We start from the raw sequence: 16716 nt of genomic DNA, 5'->3' as shown, positions 1-16716 counted from the left end.
TCGGAGCCGATCCGGCCTTCTCGACACCGGGCGTCGCTCAGAGCTCCCCGGCTCGCTCGTACAACTTCCGCACGGGCTCCGTCAAAGCGGCGCCGCTGAGGTCCGCGGTCACGCCGTCCTCAGTCATCGTTCCCCGGCTCGTGACGCTGAAGATGGTGCCCTTTCCGGTGGCGGGATCGAAATTCCGCAGCCACGGACCGCCACTGGAGCCGCCCGCCAGGTCGCAATCGGTGTTCCACGTCGTGTTGACCGAGTTGACCTTGAGCGTGGCGGGCCGCACACAGGAGAACAACGCCTCACCGCCGGCCGCCTTCGAAACGGGGTAGCCCAGGATCGTCGTGTCCACAGTGGACGGAAGCTCCGCGAACGAGATGTCCTGGGTGCCCGCGACGTCCGCGACGTGCCGGCCGTCGACCGGGTCGAGGGCGATCACCGCGTCGTCGTCCGACCCGCTCATCGGCCCCGAATACGTGCCGGACCAGGCGAAGGACCGGGCAGCGAACACCCCGTGCGGCACTTTGCCGTGGTCGTAGCCCGGCACGAACACGACGTTCACGATCTTGATCGGATTGTCGAACCGGTCCAGCCCGCCGTTCACACAGTGTCCGGCGGTGAAGGCCACATCCTTGCTGGCACCGGGAACCACCGTCGCCGTGCAGGATCCGTCGACACCGGGCTCGGCGGTGAAGAACAGCCGCCCGACCCCTGACGGCACCGGCCCCTCCCATTCGCGGCCGATCTTCTCGGCGGGCGGAAGGTCCTCCTCGCCCACCCACTGACTCATCCGCTCCGGCGTCCAATGAGCCAGCGCCGCCGCCCGGTCGGCCTCGCTCACCGTGGTCACCACCTGGTCGTCGGCCGCGGACGCCGGTGCGGCCACCGCCACCGTCGCGGCACCGAGAACGGCGGACATGGCGACGACCCGGCGAACTGCGTGCTTCAAGTCCATACACAGTGGACGTCCCGGCGCCGGGGAGGTTGATCGTGATCACTCGGCGTTGCCCACACTCGGCCCATTTGGTATACCAAAGTGGGTCGCTTCAAGGCCCCGTCGAGAAAGGTGCCCTCTGTGTTGATCCGTGACGTCCGCCCGTGGGGCGGACAGCACAGTGACGTCGAAGTGGCGGAAGGCCGGATCGCCGCGGTGCGGCCGCACGATCCCGCCGCCACGCCGTCGCCCGGCACGGTCGAAGGGCGCGGGCGGCTGCTGTTCCCGTCGTTCAGCGACGTGCACGTCCATCTGGACTCGACGCGGATCGGCCTGCCGTTCCGGCCGCACACCGGCGCGCCGGGCGTGTGGGCGATGATGTTGAACGACCGTGAGAACTGGCGCGACGCCGAGGTTCCGCTGCCCGAGCGCGTCGCCGGGACGCTGGAACGGATGATCGCCAACGGCACCACCCGGGTGCGCACCTACGCGCAGGTGGACATCGACTGCAAGCTGGAGAAGCTCGACGCCGTCCTCGCCGCGAAGGAGCACTTCGCCGGGCACGCGGACGTCGAAATCATGGCGTTCCCGCAGGCCGGAATCCTGCGTGAGCCTGGCACCGTGGATGTCCTGGAGGCTTCACTGCGCTCGGGCGCCACGGTCGTCGGCGGGATCGACCCGTGCTCGCTGGACAAGGACCCCAAGGGACACCTCGATGTCGTGTTCGGACTCGCCGAGAAGTACGGCGTGGAGGTGGACATCCATCTCCACGAACCAGGCCACCTGGGCGTTTTCTCGACGGACTTGGTGATCGAACGGGTCCGCGCGCTGGACATGCGCGGCAAGGTGACCCTGTCGCACGCGTACGAACTGGGCTCGATCTCGGAATCGGTGAGCCGCCGCCTGATCGACACGTTCGCGGAACTGGACATCGCGATGGCGACCGTCGCGCCGTCCGTCGACGGCCAGCTGTCTTTGGCGGACCTCACGACCGCGGGCGTGCGCGTCGGCCTGGGCGAGGACGGCCAGCGGGACTACTGGAGCCCGTACGGCAACTGCGATCTGCTCGACCGCACCTGGCAACTGGCCTTCACCCACGGCTTCCGCCGCGACGACCTGATCGAGATGGCCCTGGCCGTCGCGACGATGGGCGGCGCTTCGATCATGAGTCACGACGTCCCGCGGCTGGCGGGCATCGCCGACCGCCCGGGCGTGGCCGTCGGCGACCGCGCCGATCTGCTGCTGGTGGACGGCGAAACCCCGACGAGCGCGGTGATGGACCGCGGCAAGGACCGCACGGTGCTGCACGACGGCGTCGTCGTGGCGGACGGCCTCTCGGTGGTGCGGTTCTGATCAGGCATCGAGAGCGCAGGAGGGCCGCCAACTTTGGCCAGGCTGGCGAATTCGACAGCTACACCTGCTTCCCTTTAGCCGAGCCTAGGTCCGGATCGTGGTCACGGTCCCCGTAGCCACCTACCCCTTTCTTGATCGTTCGATCCAGAAAGGGGTAGGGTGAAGTCGTGGTCAGGACTCGCGAATTCGATACCGAGGCGGCGGTGAGCCGTGCGATGGAGCTGTTCTGGTCGCGCGGCTACGAGGCGACTTCGGTACGGGACCTGACCCGGCACCTGGGAATCGGGCAGGGGTCCTTGTATGCCGCGTTCGGCGACAAGGAGGGGCTGTACCGGGCGGCGCTGGAGTATTACCGCACCACCCTCGCGGCGGCCGCCCTGCGCAGTCTGAAGGAGGGGGCGGACGCCCGGTCCGCGATCCGTACGATGCTGGTCGAGCGGGTCCGGATCGCCGTGGAAGACGACGGCCGGGGCTGCCTGGTCGTCAATGCCGCCTGCGAGCGCCTGCCCGAGGACGCGGCGACCCGGCGCACCGTGCGGGACATGCAGGACGCCAGTCGGGACGCGCTCGTCGAGGTGTTGCGTATCGCGGCGGAGCGGGGCGAGATCGCGGCGCGGCACGACCCGCACGCGCTGGCCGCCTTCCTTGTCACCTTCCTCAACGGACTACTGGTCTCCGCGAAGATCACCCCGGATGCCTCCACCCTCGAACCACTCGTGGAGGTCGCCCTGGCCGCTCTCGACTGATTTTGCCGCCCTCAAACTGGATCGATCGATCCAGAAAAGAAGAAGCATCTCGCGCCGCCAACGTGTGGGCCGCGCGGGTGCGACACCACCTCGCACTGCGAAGTACGACGGGAAAGTTGGGAAACATGATGTTCGACCATGACGGAACGCCGGTCCGCACGGGACGTGCCGCGGTCAACGGAACGAGCCTGCACTACCGGACTGCCGGGTCCGGCCCCGCGGTGGTGCTGTTGCACGGCGTGCCCAAGACCGGTTACCACTGGCGCCACCTCGTCCCGAAGCTGACGCCCTACTACACCGTCGTTGTTCCGGACCTTCGCGGTCTCGGCGACTCCGCCCGTCCTGCGGATGGCTACGACTCCGCGACGATGGGCGACGACGTCGCCGAGCTGATGACCCATCTCGGACACGAGACGTACGCCGTGGCGGGCGAGGACTGGGGAGCGGTGATCGGCTACCAGCTCGCCGCCCGCCACCGTGGCCACGTCAACGCTCTCGTGTTCGCGGAAGCGTTGTTTCCCGGGTTCGGCTTCGAGGACCACACCGCCCTCACCCCCGAGAACGTCGCCAGTGGCATGCACCTGTGGCATCTGGGCTTCTACTTCCAGCCGGACGTACCCGAGATGCTGATCGCCGGGCACGAGCGCGAGCTGATCACTTACATGATCAAGTACGAACGCAGCCACCCCGACACCGCCACTCCCGACGCGGTCGACGAATACGTGCGCTGCTACTCCATGCCTGGCGGCATCCGCGCGATGCTCTCGATCTACCGGGCGATGCTCATCGACGCCGAACAAAACCGGCAAGCCGCACAGAAGAAGCTGGACATCCCCGTCCTGGCGCTCGGCGGATCCGCGTTCATCGGCGACCGCAACGAGGCCCAGATGCGGCTCATGGCCCACGACGTCACTGGCCACGTCTTCGACGCCGGACACGATCTCGCCGAGGAAGTACCCGACGACATGGCCGCCATCATCGTGCCGTTCCTGGCCGAACACAGGTAAGCGCACCCGGCTGCCGATGTCGACGGCCCGACTCGGCCCGCAAGCCGAGGGGCTCCCGGTAAGACCGCCGAGCCGGCGGAACCCGCCAGATCCGGTGTACGTGAGAGCTCGCCGTCGCGACCGGCCACCACCCGGCCGACCGCCGAGGTCGGCGGCACCTGGGCGCGTAACACACCCGCCGATCACTCCGGTGAACTTCGCGGGGAATTGGCGACAGTTGATCCCGCAGGGAGGTCGTAGGGCAGGCGCAGAGGACGTTGTCGATGGTCTGGCGCCGGGTCTCGTTGTCCGGGGCGAGGCGTTCGAGTGCGTATAGGCCGCCGAGGCGGACATGGCCCAGAAAAGACAACATCCCCGCAGGCCAGCGGGGAGGTCCGAAAGAGTGGGCCGCCTGGGGCTCGGACCCAGAACCTACGGAATCTTGGGCGGGGCCTGCGGACGTCTGCTGATAGCTGCCGACAACCCCTCTCACCTGCGTGAACCTCGATCGCGAACGATCATGGCCTGTGATCATTTAGCGTCGTCTGCGGTCGTTTCCCGGGGATAAACCGGGGAGATGATCATGCTCCTCGACCTGGTCTCGCGCACGTTCGCGTGACGCCATTCTACCGCCCACACCTCCCCTTCATCCCGATACGAAGCCAGCACGCGGCCGGTGGCGTCGGGTCAAGGCACGCTTTCCAGCCTTGACGCGACGCCACCGGCCGTTGTCACGATCAGGCGTCGGGGTGGAGGAGATCGACGACAGTGCGTAACAGGTAGCGATACACCGACGACCGATATGTCACGACGCTCATTGAGGAGGGCCGCTGTGGCTACTGGGACATGCGTGCTGTCGCTGGGCGGCGCTGCGCAAGATGACCCGCTGGCGGCCGCGTCGCCCGGCCGGTGGGCGAAGCGGAGCGGCAGCCCGCCGTGTCGGGAATCGGCGCGGCCGCCCAGGCGAGGGGCTACTAACGCGCCTGGCGCGCCGCCCGGCGGCGGCGCGCCCTTGATCCCATAGAGCCAAGTTCGGCAGCAATCCTTACTAAAGCCCAGGCGATCAAGATCACTGCAACTCGTTAGGATGCTTTGCACAGCACGCCCCGCTTACAGCCATTGGGCGAACACTCGGAAAGCTGAAGCACATGATCATAGAAAAACTGTCGTATCAGTACGTAGCACCTGGAAACGAAGTCGTGGAAGCAGAGCTGCGCGAACACGACGCTGGCACTGACGAGTTTCTTTTTGAACATTTTCAACTGCTGTCCCAGAAAGCGGAATCCGACAATACTCCCCGGGCCTCCTTTCGCGAGGAAGAAGCAAAGAACCTCTTCTCAAAATTAGAGAAAGGAGATGATGAAGAGTTTTTGGATGCAGCAACAATATTCACGGGACGCTTAGTTTCCGAGATGGACAGGCGTGCATCGGACGGACTTTTGGTGTTCGCGAGATTTATTGAGAACGATGTTACGTCAACCGCAGTACTGAAGCTCGACGTTGTCAGTAAGCACGCTGGCGTACTCCGCCAAGTTGCCGATGGATCACAGAATCTAGAGGCTGTTCGGGACGTACTGGACTCACCGGGAAAGATTCAAAAAGCGCTGATTACACCTGATTTGCGGGAAGATAGCGAAGTCATCGTTAGCGATCGGCTAAGCAAGGCTGCAGACTATTTTGTCCGAGCATTCGGTATCATAATCGATTCCCGACCTATTGAGGCAGTCCTAACAATTGTGCAGGTGGTAGCCCAAGAGGTTCCAGAGGCTACAGCCAAAGTTGTCTCGGTTCTGCCGACGATTGATAGCGGCCCCCTAGAAGAGACTCTTGACTCCCTGGTAGTGCAAGTTCCGGAACTGGAGCCAAAGAGGGAAGTAATAGAGACGTCTCTGCGAGAACACCAGCGCCCCATCCGTCATATCGACACAGCAGCTGGCCTCAAAGCTAAAATCACTGCGGGCTCCATTACAATCACCGGCCCCGCTGAGACAATTGATAAGTCAACTTCCTGGTCATCCATCACATCTCATGAGTGGACTATCCAGGTTGCGTCCACAACTGAACCAAAGAAGACCTACGGAAAATGACTGCGGCTAAGTCTCCAGCCGAACAGTTTGCCGAGAAGATTAGCGCCGCGGCGACCATCTACGAAGCGGGCTCTCCAGGGTCGAAATCAAGCTCTCTAAATACTCTCAACTTCGAAACTGGCATACCTCTTGAGTACGTCAATATCGACGACCTTGAGTACATCGGAACAGACGATAGCGAGATAATTCTCGAAATTCGACATGACGAGTCCTTACTCGTCCGAGTCGCGTTTTCAAGCGGCAGAGCCACGTTCTTTCAAGAACCAAATCTTCAAGACATTATTCCGCCCGATCTCGAAGAGTCAATCTCCCAAGCCGTCCTCAACGAGGATGCAGTAGTACTTGTCGACGAGTGCTTCGACATGCAGGGACATCTTTCGATCACCCTCAAGAACGATCCAAGCAAGACTGGATTTCACTATATCGAGCATATTGGCTACTTGGTCAACAAATTACGCTCTCCCAAGTGGTACGACTTTGTAAGTAAAATATTCAAATCCGCCTCCCTTCTTATCGTGAGCGACCTCGGAAACGCATCAATAAAGCTACCCGAGCTGGACATTCGCGGAACGTTCACCGATTCCGGCAAGCGCAGAGACCTCAACGAACTGCCAGCCGGTCAAGAAGGCAGCAATTCCCTCCCTTCTCCAACATGGATATCGCCTTTTTCTGTCTACGACCCGGAGGGGCAGCGTTCAAGTTCTATTGATGAGCTCATCAGCTTACTGTCAGGCATAACCTGCTGCCTTGTCTATTCACTACTGGCAAGCCGAACAGAGAGGACACCAGAAGGAATATCTATCACTTTTACGGGGTCACGCGTAGTATCTATTCCAAACATTACCCCGGAGCCCCTTCCGGACACCTTGACAGAAATGGCCTTATTCGAATGGGCATTTCCCACTGTCAACCCCGGGAAGCAGGAAGCGATCCAGCAAGCAGCATCACTAACTCTTACCGACAGTAGCGGCTTCAAAGGTGCAGCGGTACCTATTTACCGGACGGCTCGCTCACTTTACGAACTCTCGCAACGCGGAGCGGTGGCTGAGACATTAGCTACTCGACGAGCAGCTCGCAGCTCTGCAATTGGCGTCGCGCTTGATTCAGCAAAGTTGGCTCGCGAGATTGTAACCAAGTCAGTCGAGCGAACCCTCTTGCAAGCCGGAGTTGCGGTCGGCATTATCGTAGCGAACGCAAAAGACGTTTTGGACAGTCCGGCGACGGCAGCTTTACTATTCGTGCTGGCTGTATTCATGATGCTTTCGTGGCTAATTTCGTATCGCATAGAGTTAGCCTCCTCTTCCGATGCCATCGAATCGGTCTCGGCAGACTTGCAAGAGTACCGAGACAGCCTGTCCGAGGATGACATTTCCGCAATTCGCGGTATGCGCACCCTTGCTCAAGCGAGAGAACGAATTAAAGGTGCCAGGCGAACCGTAGCGTGGGTATCAATCCTATTTACGGTAGCGCTCCTAGCTGGCGGTGCATTCTATTCCTTTGGCGGCATAATCTCCGTTAACCCCCCGAAGAGTCCTCCGGCTACAACAACGCTGATCCTTCCAGTCGTCACCAACGCACCGTCCAACATTCCCAGCACGACGCCGCAGGCGACCACTGGTGGTAGTAGCCCCGGGCCAACCAGTGGAAGACCCTAGTTGCTCGGCGTATGTGGCTCGAATAATCGTCCAGCGCTGTTAACCTGGTGAACATGCGTGGTGCGGGTGATCAGCTCAGCATCGGGGAGCGTATTGCCTTCTACCGGCGGCGGCGTGGTCTGTCGCAGGCGGTTCTTGCTGACCTGGTGGGCCGTACTGAGGACTGGCTGAGCAAGATCGAGCGCGGTGAACGTGAGATCCGGCGCTTGGATGTGCTGGCCGACGTTGCGCGGGGCCTGCGGGTGACGCTGGGAGATCTCCTCGGCGAACCGGTGCTGATGGAGGACGAGGACAAGAACGACGACGTCCCGGCCATCCGTGACGCCCTCATGGCCCCTCGACGCCTGTCCCGCACGCTGTTCTCCTCAGCCATGTCACCCGAGTACATCGACCCGGCCCCGGTGGCTCATCTGGTGGAAGGTGCCTGGTCCAGCTACCAGAAGGGCGACCTCGGCCGCGTCGTCGCCGCTCTCCCGGGCCTGATCAAGACCAGTCAGGGTATGGAGTCCGCCTCGGCCGATGACGCGGCCTACCGGCGGGCCTGCGCTGCGGTGTCCGCTCGCGTCCACCACCTGGCCGCAACGACACTGAGCAAGATCGGTGAAGCCGACCTCGCGTGGATCGCGGCGGAACGCGCCATGCAGGCTGCCGACGAGGCAGACGACCCGCTGGTCCTGGCCTCGGCGGCCCGTTCCGGTACTCACGCGCTCCTGGCCGTCGGCCGGTTCGATGACGCGCTTGAGCTGGGTGATGTGGCCGCGAAGTGGCTGGTCCCGAGGATGCGCGATGGTGATCCGGCCGCGCTGAGTCTCTACGGGATGCTCTACCTGCGGACGGCTGTCGCCGCTGCTCGGCAACAGGACCGGTCGACGGCGAACGAGCTGCTGTCTCACGCGGGTCGTGCGGCTGATCAGCTCGGTGTGGACGCCAACCACTGGCAGACCGGGTTCGGACCCGCCAACGTCGAGCTGCACCGGTTGTCGGCGGCGCTGGATCTTGGCGACATTTCGCAGGTGATCGAGTCGGCTCCGCGGATCAGCGTCGATCATCTGCCGGTGGAGCGGCAGGTAACGCATCTGATCGACTTCGCGCGGGCGTTGAGCCTGGTCGCGAAGGATGACGAGGCGTTGTCGGCGTTGCTGACGGCGGAGCAGAAGGCTTCGGGGATCGTCCGGCACAGTACGGCGGTGCGGGAGGTCGTGCGGTCGATGTATCGCCGTGTCCCGGCGACGGCTGGTAAGAAGTCCTCGGCCTTGTTGGCGTTGGCTGAGCGCTGCGGCGCGGTGAGGTAGGTCGGGTGGCGTCGCGTGTTCTGGGCCTGGTGGGCTCGGGTGCTGGTGGTGTTGAGGACATTCTTCCGCGCGTGATCCGTCCTCTCCAAGAGGACGGCTGGACGGTCGCGGTGACCTTGACCCCGACGGCGGGGCGCTGGCTGGACGAGAACGGCGGCCGCGCTGAGATCGAGGAGGCCACCGGGTTCCCGGTCCGGGTCGAGCCGCGCACGCCGGCCGAAACCAGCCCGCATCCGGCCCCGAACTGCTACCTGGTCGCGCCCGCCTCGGCGAACATGGTCGCCAAGCTCGCGATGGGCATCGCCGACAATCAAGCCCTGACGCAGGTCAACGAGGCCATCGGAACGCTCAACCTGCCGGTCGTCGTCTTCCCGCGCGTGAATGCCGCGCACGCTCGGCACCCGTCCTGGGAAACCCATATCGACGCGCTGCGGCGTGCTGGCGTGCGTCTCGTGTACGGGGATGACGTGTGGCCGCTGCATGAACCGCGGAGCGCTCCGGGCCGTGAGCTGCCCTGGTCAGCGGTGCTTTCCGCGGTGAACGAGGCCGTTCCTCTCCCCCGCTAGTCCCTACCCGGACAGTTTGTCCGGGGTGAGGCTCCTCACTGGGTGTCTCCTGTGTCCAGCGCGCCCGACCGGGCTCGCCGAGACCGAGACATCGGGAGAGCACACATGGGCATTCACGTGGTGATTCAGCCCCTCGTCGGCTACGGCGCGGCGGTGGTTTCACCCTCTCCTGGCGTTCGTCAGCTCGTCGCCGGAAGCGAAGAAACCTCCTTCATCGTCCAGGTGCCCGCCCGTATCGGCGGCCTGATGGACACCGCACGGTTCGCGCAGAGTCTCGCGGCCGCTGCCAGCGAGTTCAGCGAGTGGTGCGAAACCCAGCACCGCACGCGCTCGCATTCCTCCTCCTTCCATGACCAATGGTCCGACGCTGCCGACGACGCCGTCACGCGCAAGAACGACTGATCACACGTACCTAGGAGCAACAAATGGCTATCTACAAGGGTTTCCGGTTCCCCATCGAGTTCGACGAGGCGTTCGGCCAGGGCTTGGTCATGGTCGGTGAGGTGTCGCCGGACAACGAGTACCAATCGCGTGAGGACCGGTCGTCTGGTCGTCCGGCTCGGCAGCGGGTCGACGAGGTGACGGGCAAGCGTCAGTGGAAGGTCACGGTGACGGACCCGGACGAGGTCAAGGCGAAGCGCGCGTCGTTCGAGATCACGTTGCTGGCGGATGTGCAGCCGGTGCCGACCACGTCGGAAGTGCTGCCGGGTATGCGGCCGATCGAACTGGAGGGCCTGACGGCTGAGCCGAAGGTGGCCGGTCAGGGCGAGTTCAAATACCTGTCCTACATGTTCCGCGCGACCGGCTTCAAGGCTGCGGCTTCGGGTGGAGCGTCGAAGTCGTCGCGGACCTCGGGCGCTGCCGAGTCGACGCCCAAGGCTGCGTGATGCCGGGCGGGGTGCCGGGGAGCCACCGTGTGGCCGTGGTTCCTCCGCACCTGGTCCAGACGTGGGAGATGGCCTACCGCCACTACAGCGCACTGACGGCCAGGGCGGCATCCGGCGCTGATGCCTTGGCGGCTCATGACCTGGCTGTCGCCTCGGTGGCAGTGGCGGCGTCCTGGCGGGACCTGGCCGCTCATGGCCAGTTGCCGTGGTGGGTTCTCGCGGCTGTGACGGCTGCGGCAGAAGGTTTCGAGGAGAACGCGCGGTCGTGGGAGGTACGCGCTTATAGCGAGGGAGGGCAGGTCCGTGGCGTTCAACGCGATGTGGAAGCCGGGACGGCAGGCGGTCGCGGGAATGCAGGGCCATGGTTCGGCGAACCCGGCGCTGGTGATCTATCTCGATCCGGACAGCCTGGCGATCCTGCCGCCGTCCGACCCGGCCGTGTGGCCGGAGTTCATCCGGCTCCTTCGCCAAATCCGCGACAGCGCGGACGAACTGGCCGTGTTCCTCGACAAGCACAAGGCGGTGCCTGATGACGGCACTCGGCCGGAATGAGCCCCAGACCCTCCAGGAGGCGCACGCGCTCGTCTCGGCTCGCAGGCCGAAGCGGGAGGCGAACTTGGAGACGTGGTTGAAGTTCCATCAGGCCAATGCCCGCGCGTATCAGGCGGCGTCCGATGTGGACCGGTGGCACCACCACGAACTCAAGTACTGGGTCGGCTACGAGGAACGCAAAGCCAAGGAAGTGGCCGCGCAGATCCAAAAGGAGAAGTCGCAAGCCAGCTGAAAACTGAATGACAGAGCGAAAAACGCACGCGGGGACGTGCGGCGTACAAACACGTCCTCAAACGCTTTTCTTGTCCTGTAAGGCGCAGAAGCGGAATCCGGCTACCAACCTTGCCGCTCCTGCGCTGTCCACAACCTCTGGAAGTGAACAATGACAACGCTAAACGATGGCAACAATCGACCGCTAGACGGGGTCACCCGAACGCGCTGCACAGTCTGCAAGCGGTTCGCCAAGCTGCTGCCCGGCGAGACGGAATGCGCTCCCTGTCAGGGAATGCTTCCGCTGGACCTGACCGGCGGTGGTCGCCGATGAACGGGATCGGTGTCCTTCTTGTCGGCGGCGGAGTGCTCGGCGTGGTGGTGTGGCTGCTGCACAAGCTCGGCCGCGCGCTCGCCACGATCCTGGAAGTCCTGGCGGCGGCCGCACTGGTGTTCATCGCCCTCTGGTGGCTGCTGAAATCGTTGCTGTGGCTGGGAAAGCAAGTCATCACGCGCTGGCGGACCAGCCTCACCGTGGTAGCGATCGTGGCATGGTGGCAGTACCTCGGGTGGCTGTCCCTGGCGATCGTGACGGGCTCGGTCGTCGCCGTGCTGGCGTCGTGGCGGTTGCTCGACGTGGTGTCCTTTGACCACCACTGCGGCCGGTTCCTGCGGTCCTGGTGGATGCGCTGGGCGGTCTACACGCGCAAGCTCCCGGCCTGGCTGCACGCCTGCGGGCTGAGCATCCGGGACGAGACCCTGCCCGTGGAAGTGACGGTGAACCTGGTCGGCCGTCGACGGTTGCTGTCCCGCAAGGCCGCCTCGGCATCACGGGCCGTTCAGGTGCCCAAGGTGCTCAAGGTCCGGTCTGGGCCGTCGTGGGATGAGGTGCGAGTGCAGCTCGTTCCGGGGCAGAAGCCCGAGGACTTCGACGAGGCCGCGCGAGCGCTGGCGGTGGCGCGCAAGGTCAAGCGGTGTCAGGTGCGGGAACTGGAGCCCAACGTGGTCTCCATCGACTTCCAGCGCCGTGACCTACTCAAATCCGCGGTGACCTCCCTGCCGGTTCCTGACCTGGTGTCCCCCGATGGGCTCGGCGTGGATCTGCGGCATGTGTGGTCCGGGACCACGGAGTACGGCTCGGACTGGCGGGTGCCGCTGGTCGGCTCAGGTGCGCACTGCCTGACCGCTGGCGCGACCGGATCGGGCAAGAACTCGGTCATGTGGTGCCCGCTGGTGTCGGCCGCGCCCGCGATCCGGTCCGGTGTGGTCCGAGTGTCCGGCATCGACCCCAAAGGGATGGAACTCGCCTACGGGCGCGGGATCTTCGCCCGGTACGCGGTGACCGGAAAGCAGGCGCTCGAACTCCTCGACGGCCTGCTTGAGGAGATGGAAGCCCGCAAGCACGAGTTCGCCGGACGCGTACGCATGATCCCGATCAGCGTCGAGCATCCGCTAGAGATCCTGGAATTCGACGAGATCGGCGCACTGACCAAGTACACCGACCGCAAAACCCGTGACGCGATCGTGGAAAAGGTCGCACTCCTCACCACGCAAGGCAGGGCCTTGGGCATCACGGTGCGCGGCTACGTCCAGGAACCCACCAAAGACACCGTCCCGGTCCGTGAGCTGTTCCCCCGCCGCGTCTGCCTGCGCGTCACCTCCAAGACCCACGTCGGGATGGTCCTCGGCGACGGCGCTTACGAACGAGGCGCGTGGGCGAACCGGATCGGCGACTCCGAAGCCGGGGTCGGCTACGTCTGGGGCGAAGGCGTCCGCGAACCCTTGCGTGTCCGGGCCGGATGGGTCGCCGACGAGGAGATCAAGGCCCTGGAGACCTACGTGACCAACGGCGGCACTCACATCATCTCCGAGGGGAGGGCGGCATGAACCGGCTGATGGTCTTCCTCGACGCGATCCGCGACCACCTGGACTCATTCGCGCTTCCCCCGGCCGCTTCGGTTCGAGTGGGGGTGGGTCCTGATCCGATCACGGTGCAACTCGACTCCGACCGCCTGGAGGACGTTGCCCGTGGGCTGCTCACCTGGGCTGCCTCGCTCGACGACGTGACGGCTTCGCTGTGGCGTCCTGCGGGCGGCGGGTCGGTGCACCTGGAACTCAGCGGCCGGACTCCCTGCGGCATCCCGGTGGTCGTCTACGGCGGCGTCTGGTTCGACGAAGCGACCTTCCCGGACCTGCCTGCGGGGATGCGGCAGGACATGCCGGTGTTCGTCCTGCGGCAGTGGAACAGCCCTGGGGAGGTGGCCGCCTGATGAGCACCGAGGAATCCGCGGTGACCACGCCGGCCAAAACCCGGGCCGCCCGGATGCGCGAACCGCTCGCCTCGGACGTGGTGAAAGCGACCGCTGAGAAGCACGGCGTGTGCGTCCGGCCGTTCACGATGGAAGTCGGCGACACCGACACCGGGGAACTCCGGTACGTCCCTGTTCCGTGCGGGTCGACGGTGGAATCGGTGTGCCTGCCGTGTGCCCGCAAAGCGAAGGCACTGCGACAGGTCCAGTGCCGCGAAGGCTGGCACATCGACACCGAACCGGACTTCACCCCAGAGCCACCGACCGAGGTCCAGACGGAGCTTCTGGCGTTCCGGGCTGACCTCGTCGCCGCTTACCGGCAAGAGACGGACCAGGCGGAGGCCGACGAGCTGCGGGAGGAGATTCAGGGCGTCGACGAGGAACTTCGGCAACTCGGGATGCGTGGCCGTCTCCCGTCGATCGACCTGCCCACGAAGAAGGCCGTGAAGCGCTCGACGAAACGGCGGCAGGACGCGCCGAACCTCCCTCGTCGCAAGGTCGCCAAGACCACCGTGGGCAGGGAGTACGCGGGACGGTTTCGGCCGTCGATGTTCGTCACGCTCACCTGCGACACCTACGGCCCTGTCCGCTCCGATGGTGCCCCGGTCGACCCGTCGACTTATGACTACCGGCGGGCTGCTCGGGACGCTGTCCACTTCTCCGCCTTGGTGGACCGGTGGTGGCAGAACCTCCGGCGGGTCGTGGGCTGGGACGCGCAGTACTTCGCCACCGTGGAGCCTCAACGGAGGGCCGCCCCGCACCTGCACGCGGCGATTCGGGGATCGGTGCCGCATGACGTGATCCGGCAGGTCACCGAAGCGACTTATCACCAGGTCTGGTGGCCTGCCCACGACGAAGTGGTTTACGTCGACCGGATGCCGCTGTGGGACGGCGACCGCCGGGTGTTCGTCGACCCCGACACCCGCGAACCGCTTACCGAGTGGGACGACGCGGTAGAGGCCGTGGAAGACCCGGCGCACGTGGTGACCTTCGGCCGTCAGGTCCATTCGAAGGGCATCCTCGGCGGCTCGGAGGAAGCCGGGCGGCACATCGGCTATCTCACGAAGTACCTCACCAAGTCGACAGGTGAGGTCGTGGAGGCTGACACCGCCCGGCAGAAGGACCACCACGACCGGTTGCACGCGGAGCTGTCGGTGACACCCTGCTCGACTCGGTGCGCGGTGTGGCTGCTGTACGGGATCAATCCCAAGGGAGCTAACGGAAAGACCACTCCGGGGCATTGCAAGGGGCGGGCTCATCGGCGGACCACGCTCGGCCTGCCGGGGCGTCGGGTGCTGGTGTCGCGCAAGTGGTCGGGGAAGACGCTCGTCGACCACAAGGCCGACAGGAAGGCGTTCGTCCTGGAGGCGCTGGCGGCGGTCGGGATCGAGAAACCAGCACCCGATCCGGCTCGACTGGTCTGGCGCAAAGTCGACTCCGGCGACCCATCCGTGCCACCACGGGCCCACCTGGTCATGCACGCCATCTCTGAACGGATCACCTGGAAAGCCGAGTACGACAAAGCGCTACTAGCCGCGCAGAGCCCACCGGATCTTTCGGCAACTTCACTCGCGGCCTAAGGGGGATCACATGAACGTACACAACATCGATCCGCTCTGGACGGTGGAAGACGTCTCGGCGTACCTCGGTGTCCCTGTCGGGACGCTGTACCAGTGGCGCAGCAAGGGTTACGGCCCTGCTGGCCGTCGCATGGGCCGATACGTGCGGTACCGCCCTGAGGACGTCCGGGCGTGGGTGGACCAGTTGGCCGTAGAGGTGGCCTGATGCCTCGGCCTCAACTGGAGATCGGAACGTACGGGGAGATCCGGTATTCGCCTGTCGCGGGCGGGTACCGGGCTCGTGCGCTGTTCCGCGACTTCGACGGCAACACGCGGGAGGTCGAGCGGACCGGGAAGACGAAGGGCAAGGCCGCGCAGCGACTCAAGGACGTCTTCCGCGAGTGGACCGGGTCGACGACTGGCGAGATCACCCGGGAGACCCACCTGAAAGCCCTGGCTGAAGTCTGGATGGGCCAGGTGCGGCAGGACGTCGAGGACGGCAAGAAGTCGCCGACCACCGAGACCGCGTACGAATCGGTCCTTAACGCTCACGTCGTGCCCGGCCTCGGTGAGCTGCGCGTGCGGGAAGCAACCGTGATGCGGCTCGATCGCTTCCTAGGGGCTCTTCAGCGCAACATCGGGGCGTCGACGGCGAAGACGGCGCGGACTGTCCTTTCGGGAATGCTCGGGCTGGCGGCCCGGTACGACGCGATCGACGGCAACCCGACTCGGGACACTCGGCGCATCCCGACGGCGAAGAAGAAGCCTCGCGCCCTGGACGCGGACGAGCGCGCCGCATGGCTGGCACGACTGGAGGCCGATGAGAAAGCGGTGCGCTGGGACCTGCCCGACTTGTCCCGGTTCATGATGGCGACCGGCGTCCGGGTCGGTGAAGCGCTCGCGACGTACTGGGAGGACGTCGACCTGGTGGCGGGCACGGTCGACATCACGCACACCGTGGTCCGGATCAAGGGGCAAGGGCTGCTCCGCAAGCCACGCCCGAAGAGCGAGTCGAGCAAACGCGCGCTCCCGCTCCCCTCCTGGGCGGTGGAGCTGCTGACGAAGCGGGCGGCGGCATCTGGCCCCATCTTCCCCAGCTCGACCGGCGGGATGCGGGACCCGAACAACGTCCTGCGGGTCATCCGGGAGATACGCGGCGGGGAGGACTTCCTGTGGGTCACCTCGCACACCTTCCGGAAGACGACCGCGACCGCGCTGGACGATGCCGGGGTGCCGACGAGGCTGATCGCGGACCAGCTCGGCCACTCGCGGGTGTCGATGACGCAGGACAACTACCTGGAACGGAAGGCGGTCGACCCGGCCACGGCGAAGGCCCTGGAAGGGCTCTTGGATAAACCCGTTCGACCCAAAACCGGGGATAAACCGGGGAGATGATCTTGGTCTTGGGTGGCCACAACGCGTGGACCAGGCGAAAGAGTGGGCCGCCTGGGGCTCGAACCCAGAACCTACGGATTAAAAGTCCGCAGCTCTACCAATTGAGCTAACGGCCCGTGTGGCCGAGTCTAGTAGACCGCCGCCGACCACCAGGATGGCGGGGCCGCCGCCGGAGCGCCACGGAATTGTCG

General features: G+C 64.8%; 17 protein-coding genes and 1 tRNA gene. 16 read left to right on the top strand and 2 right to left on the bottom strand.

What is annotated here, in order from left to right:
• Window positions 1-37: 37 nt before the first annotated feature.
• On the bottom strand, window positions 38-949 hold the full coding sequence (locus tag ACFOSH_RS09110) for a trypsin-like serine peptidase (protein ID WP_378238288.1): 912 nt from the start codon (window positions 947-949) through the stop codon (window positions 38-40).
• 120 nt (window positions 950-1069) lie between these two features.
• On the opposite strand from ACFOSH_RS09110, the gene ACFOSH_RS09105 reads away from it, so the two are divergent.
• From ACFOSH_RS09105 to ACFOSH_RS09030, 16 genes are all read left to right on the top strand, one after another.
• Window positions 1070-2281 carry an amidohydrolase family protein gene (locus tag ACFOSH_RS09105; RefSeq protein ID WP_378238287.1) on the top strand — a complete coding sequence of 404 codons (1212 nt, stop codon included), beginning with the start codon at window positions 1070-1072 and terminating at the stop codon, window positions 2279-2281.
• 167 nt (window positions 2282-2448) lie between these two features.
• Entirely contained in the window at window positions 2449-3027 is a 579-nt protein-coding gene (locus tag ACFOSH_RS09100) for a TetR/AcrR family transcriptional regulator (RefSeq protein ID WP_378238286.1), read from the top strand.
• A 125-nt stretch (window positions 3028-3152) separates the two neighbouring features.
• Window positions 3153-4034 (top strand): alpha/beta fold hydrolase, encoded by an 882-nt coding sequence (locus ACFOSH_RS09095; RefSeq protein WP_378238285.1) that lies wholly within the window; start codon window positions 3153-3155, stop codon window positions 4032-4034.
• A 1127-nt stretch (window positions 4035-5161) separates the two neighbouring features.
• Window positions 5162-6100 (top strand): hypothetical protein, encoded by a 939-nt coding sequence (locus ACFOSH_RS09090; RefSeq protein ID WP_378238284.1) that lies wholly within the window; start codon window positions 5162-5164, stop codon window positions 6098-6100.
• Window positions 6097-7755, top strand: a complete 1659-nt coding sequence (locus ACFOSH_RS09085; RefSeq protein ID WP_378238283.1) for a hypothetical protein — start codon at window positions 6097-6099, stop codon at window positions 7753-7755. The genes ACFOSH_RS09090 and ACFOSH_RS09085 overlap by 4 nt, the downstream gene beginning before the upstream one ends.
• A 53-nt stretch (window positions 7756-7808) precedes the next feature.
• The gene (locus ACFOSH_RS09080) at window positions 7809-9047 is read left to right on the top strand and encodes a helix-turn-helix domain-containing protein (RefSeq protein ID WP_378238282.1); all 1239 of its coding nucleotides are present in this window, start codon (window positions 7809-7811) and stop codon (window positions 9045-9047) included.
• A gap of 5 nt (window positions 9048-9052) precedes the next feature.
• Window positions 9053-9613, top strand: a complete 561-nt coding sequence (locus tag ACFOSH_RS09075; protein ID WP_378238281.1) for a flavoprotein — start codon at window positions 9053-9055, stop codon at window positions 9611-9613.
• A 105-nt stretch (window positions 9614-9718) separates the two neighbouring features.
• Window positions 9719-10015, top strand: a complete 297-nt coding sequence (locus ACFOSH_RS09070; RefSeq protein WP_016331156.1) for a hypothetical protein — start codon at window positions 9719-9721, stop codon at window positions 10013-10015.
• Between the two features lie 23 nt (window positions 10016-10038).
• Complete coding sequence (locus ACFOSH_RS09065) at window positions 10039-10500, top strand: hypothetical protein (protein WP_378238280.1); 462 nt, start codon at window positions 10039-10041, stop codon at window positions 10498-10500.
• A 303-nt stretch (window positions 10501-10803) separates the two neighbouring features.
• Window positions 10804-11052, top strand: coding sequence for a hypothetical protein (locus ACFOSH_RS09060; RefSeq protein ID WP_378238279.1), 249 nt, complete (start codon window positions 10804-10806; stop codon window positions 11050-11052).
• Window positions 11030-11284, top strand: coding sequence for an AMED_5909 family protein (locus tag ACFOSH_RS09055; RefSeq protein ID WP_378238278.1), 255 nt, complete (start codon window positions 11030-11032; stop codon window positions 11282-11284). The genes ACFOSH_RS09060 and ACFOSH_RS09055 overlap by 23 nt, the downstream gene beginning before the upstream one ends.
• A gap of 308 nt (window positions 11285-11592) precedes the next feature.
• Complete coding sequence (locus tag ACFOSH_RS09050) at window positions 11593-13149, top strand: FtsK/SpoIIIE domain-containing protein (RefSeq protein ID WP_378238277.1); 1557 nt, start codon at window positions 11593-11595, stop codon at window positions 13147-13149.
• Window positions 13146-13532, top strand: a complete 387-nt coding sequence (locus ACFOSH_RS09045; RefSeq protein ID WP_378238276.1) for a hypothetical protein — start codon at window positions 13146-13148, stop codon at window positions 13530-13532. Before ACFOSH_RS09050 ends, ACFOSH_RS09045 begins: the two co-directional genes overlap by 4 nt.
• Window positions 13532-15151: a replication initiator gene (locus tag ACFOSH_RS09040; RefSeq protein WP_378238274.1), complete on the top strand. Its 1620-nt coding sequence runs from the start codon at window positions 13532-13534 to the stop codon at window positions 15149-15151. The genes ACFOSH_RS09045 and ACFOSH_RS09040 overlap by 1 nt, the downstream gene beginning before the upstream one ends.
• Before the next feature lie 10 nt (window positions 15152-15161).
• Window positions 15162-15356: a helix-turn-helix transcriptional regulator gene (locus tag ACFOSH_RS09035; RefSeq protein ID WP_219146371.1), complete on the top strand. Its 195-nt coding sequence runs from the start codon at window positions 15162-15164 to the stop codon at window positions 15354-15356.
• Window positions 15356-16525, top strand: a complete 1170-nt coding sequence (locus tag ACFOSH_RS09030; RefSeq protein ID WP_378238272.1) for a tyrosine-type recombinase/integrase — start codon at window positions 15356-15358, stop codon at window positions 16523-16525. Before ACFOSH_RS09035 ends, ACFOSH_RS09030 begins: the two co-directional genes overlap by 1 nt.
• Window positions 16526-16568: 43 nt before the next feature.
• On the opposite strand, the gene ACFOSH_RS09025 is transcribed toward ACFOSH_RS09030, so the two are convergent.
• A tRNA-Lys gene (locus ACFOSH_RS09025) sits at window positions 16569-16641 on the bottom strand.
• Window positions 16642-16716 lie beyond the last annotated feature (75 nt).

It is taken from the genome of Amycolatopsis speibonae, assembly GCF_042647925.1.
Lineage (GTDB): Bacteria > Actinomycetota > Actinomycetes > Mycobacteriales > Pseudonocardiaceae > Amycolatopsis > Amycolatopsis speibonae.
Note: the sequence above shows the minus strand (reverse complement) of the source record. Positions and strands in the feature narration are given on the sequence as shown.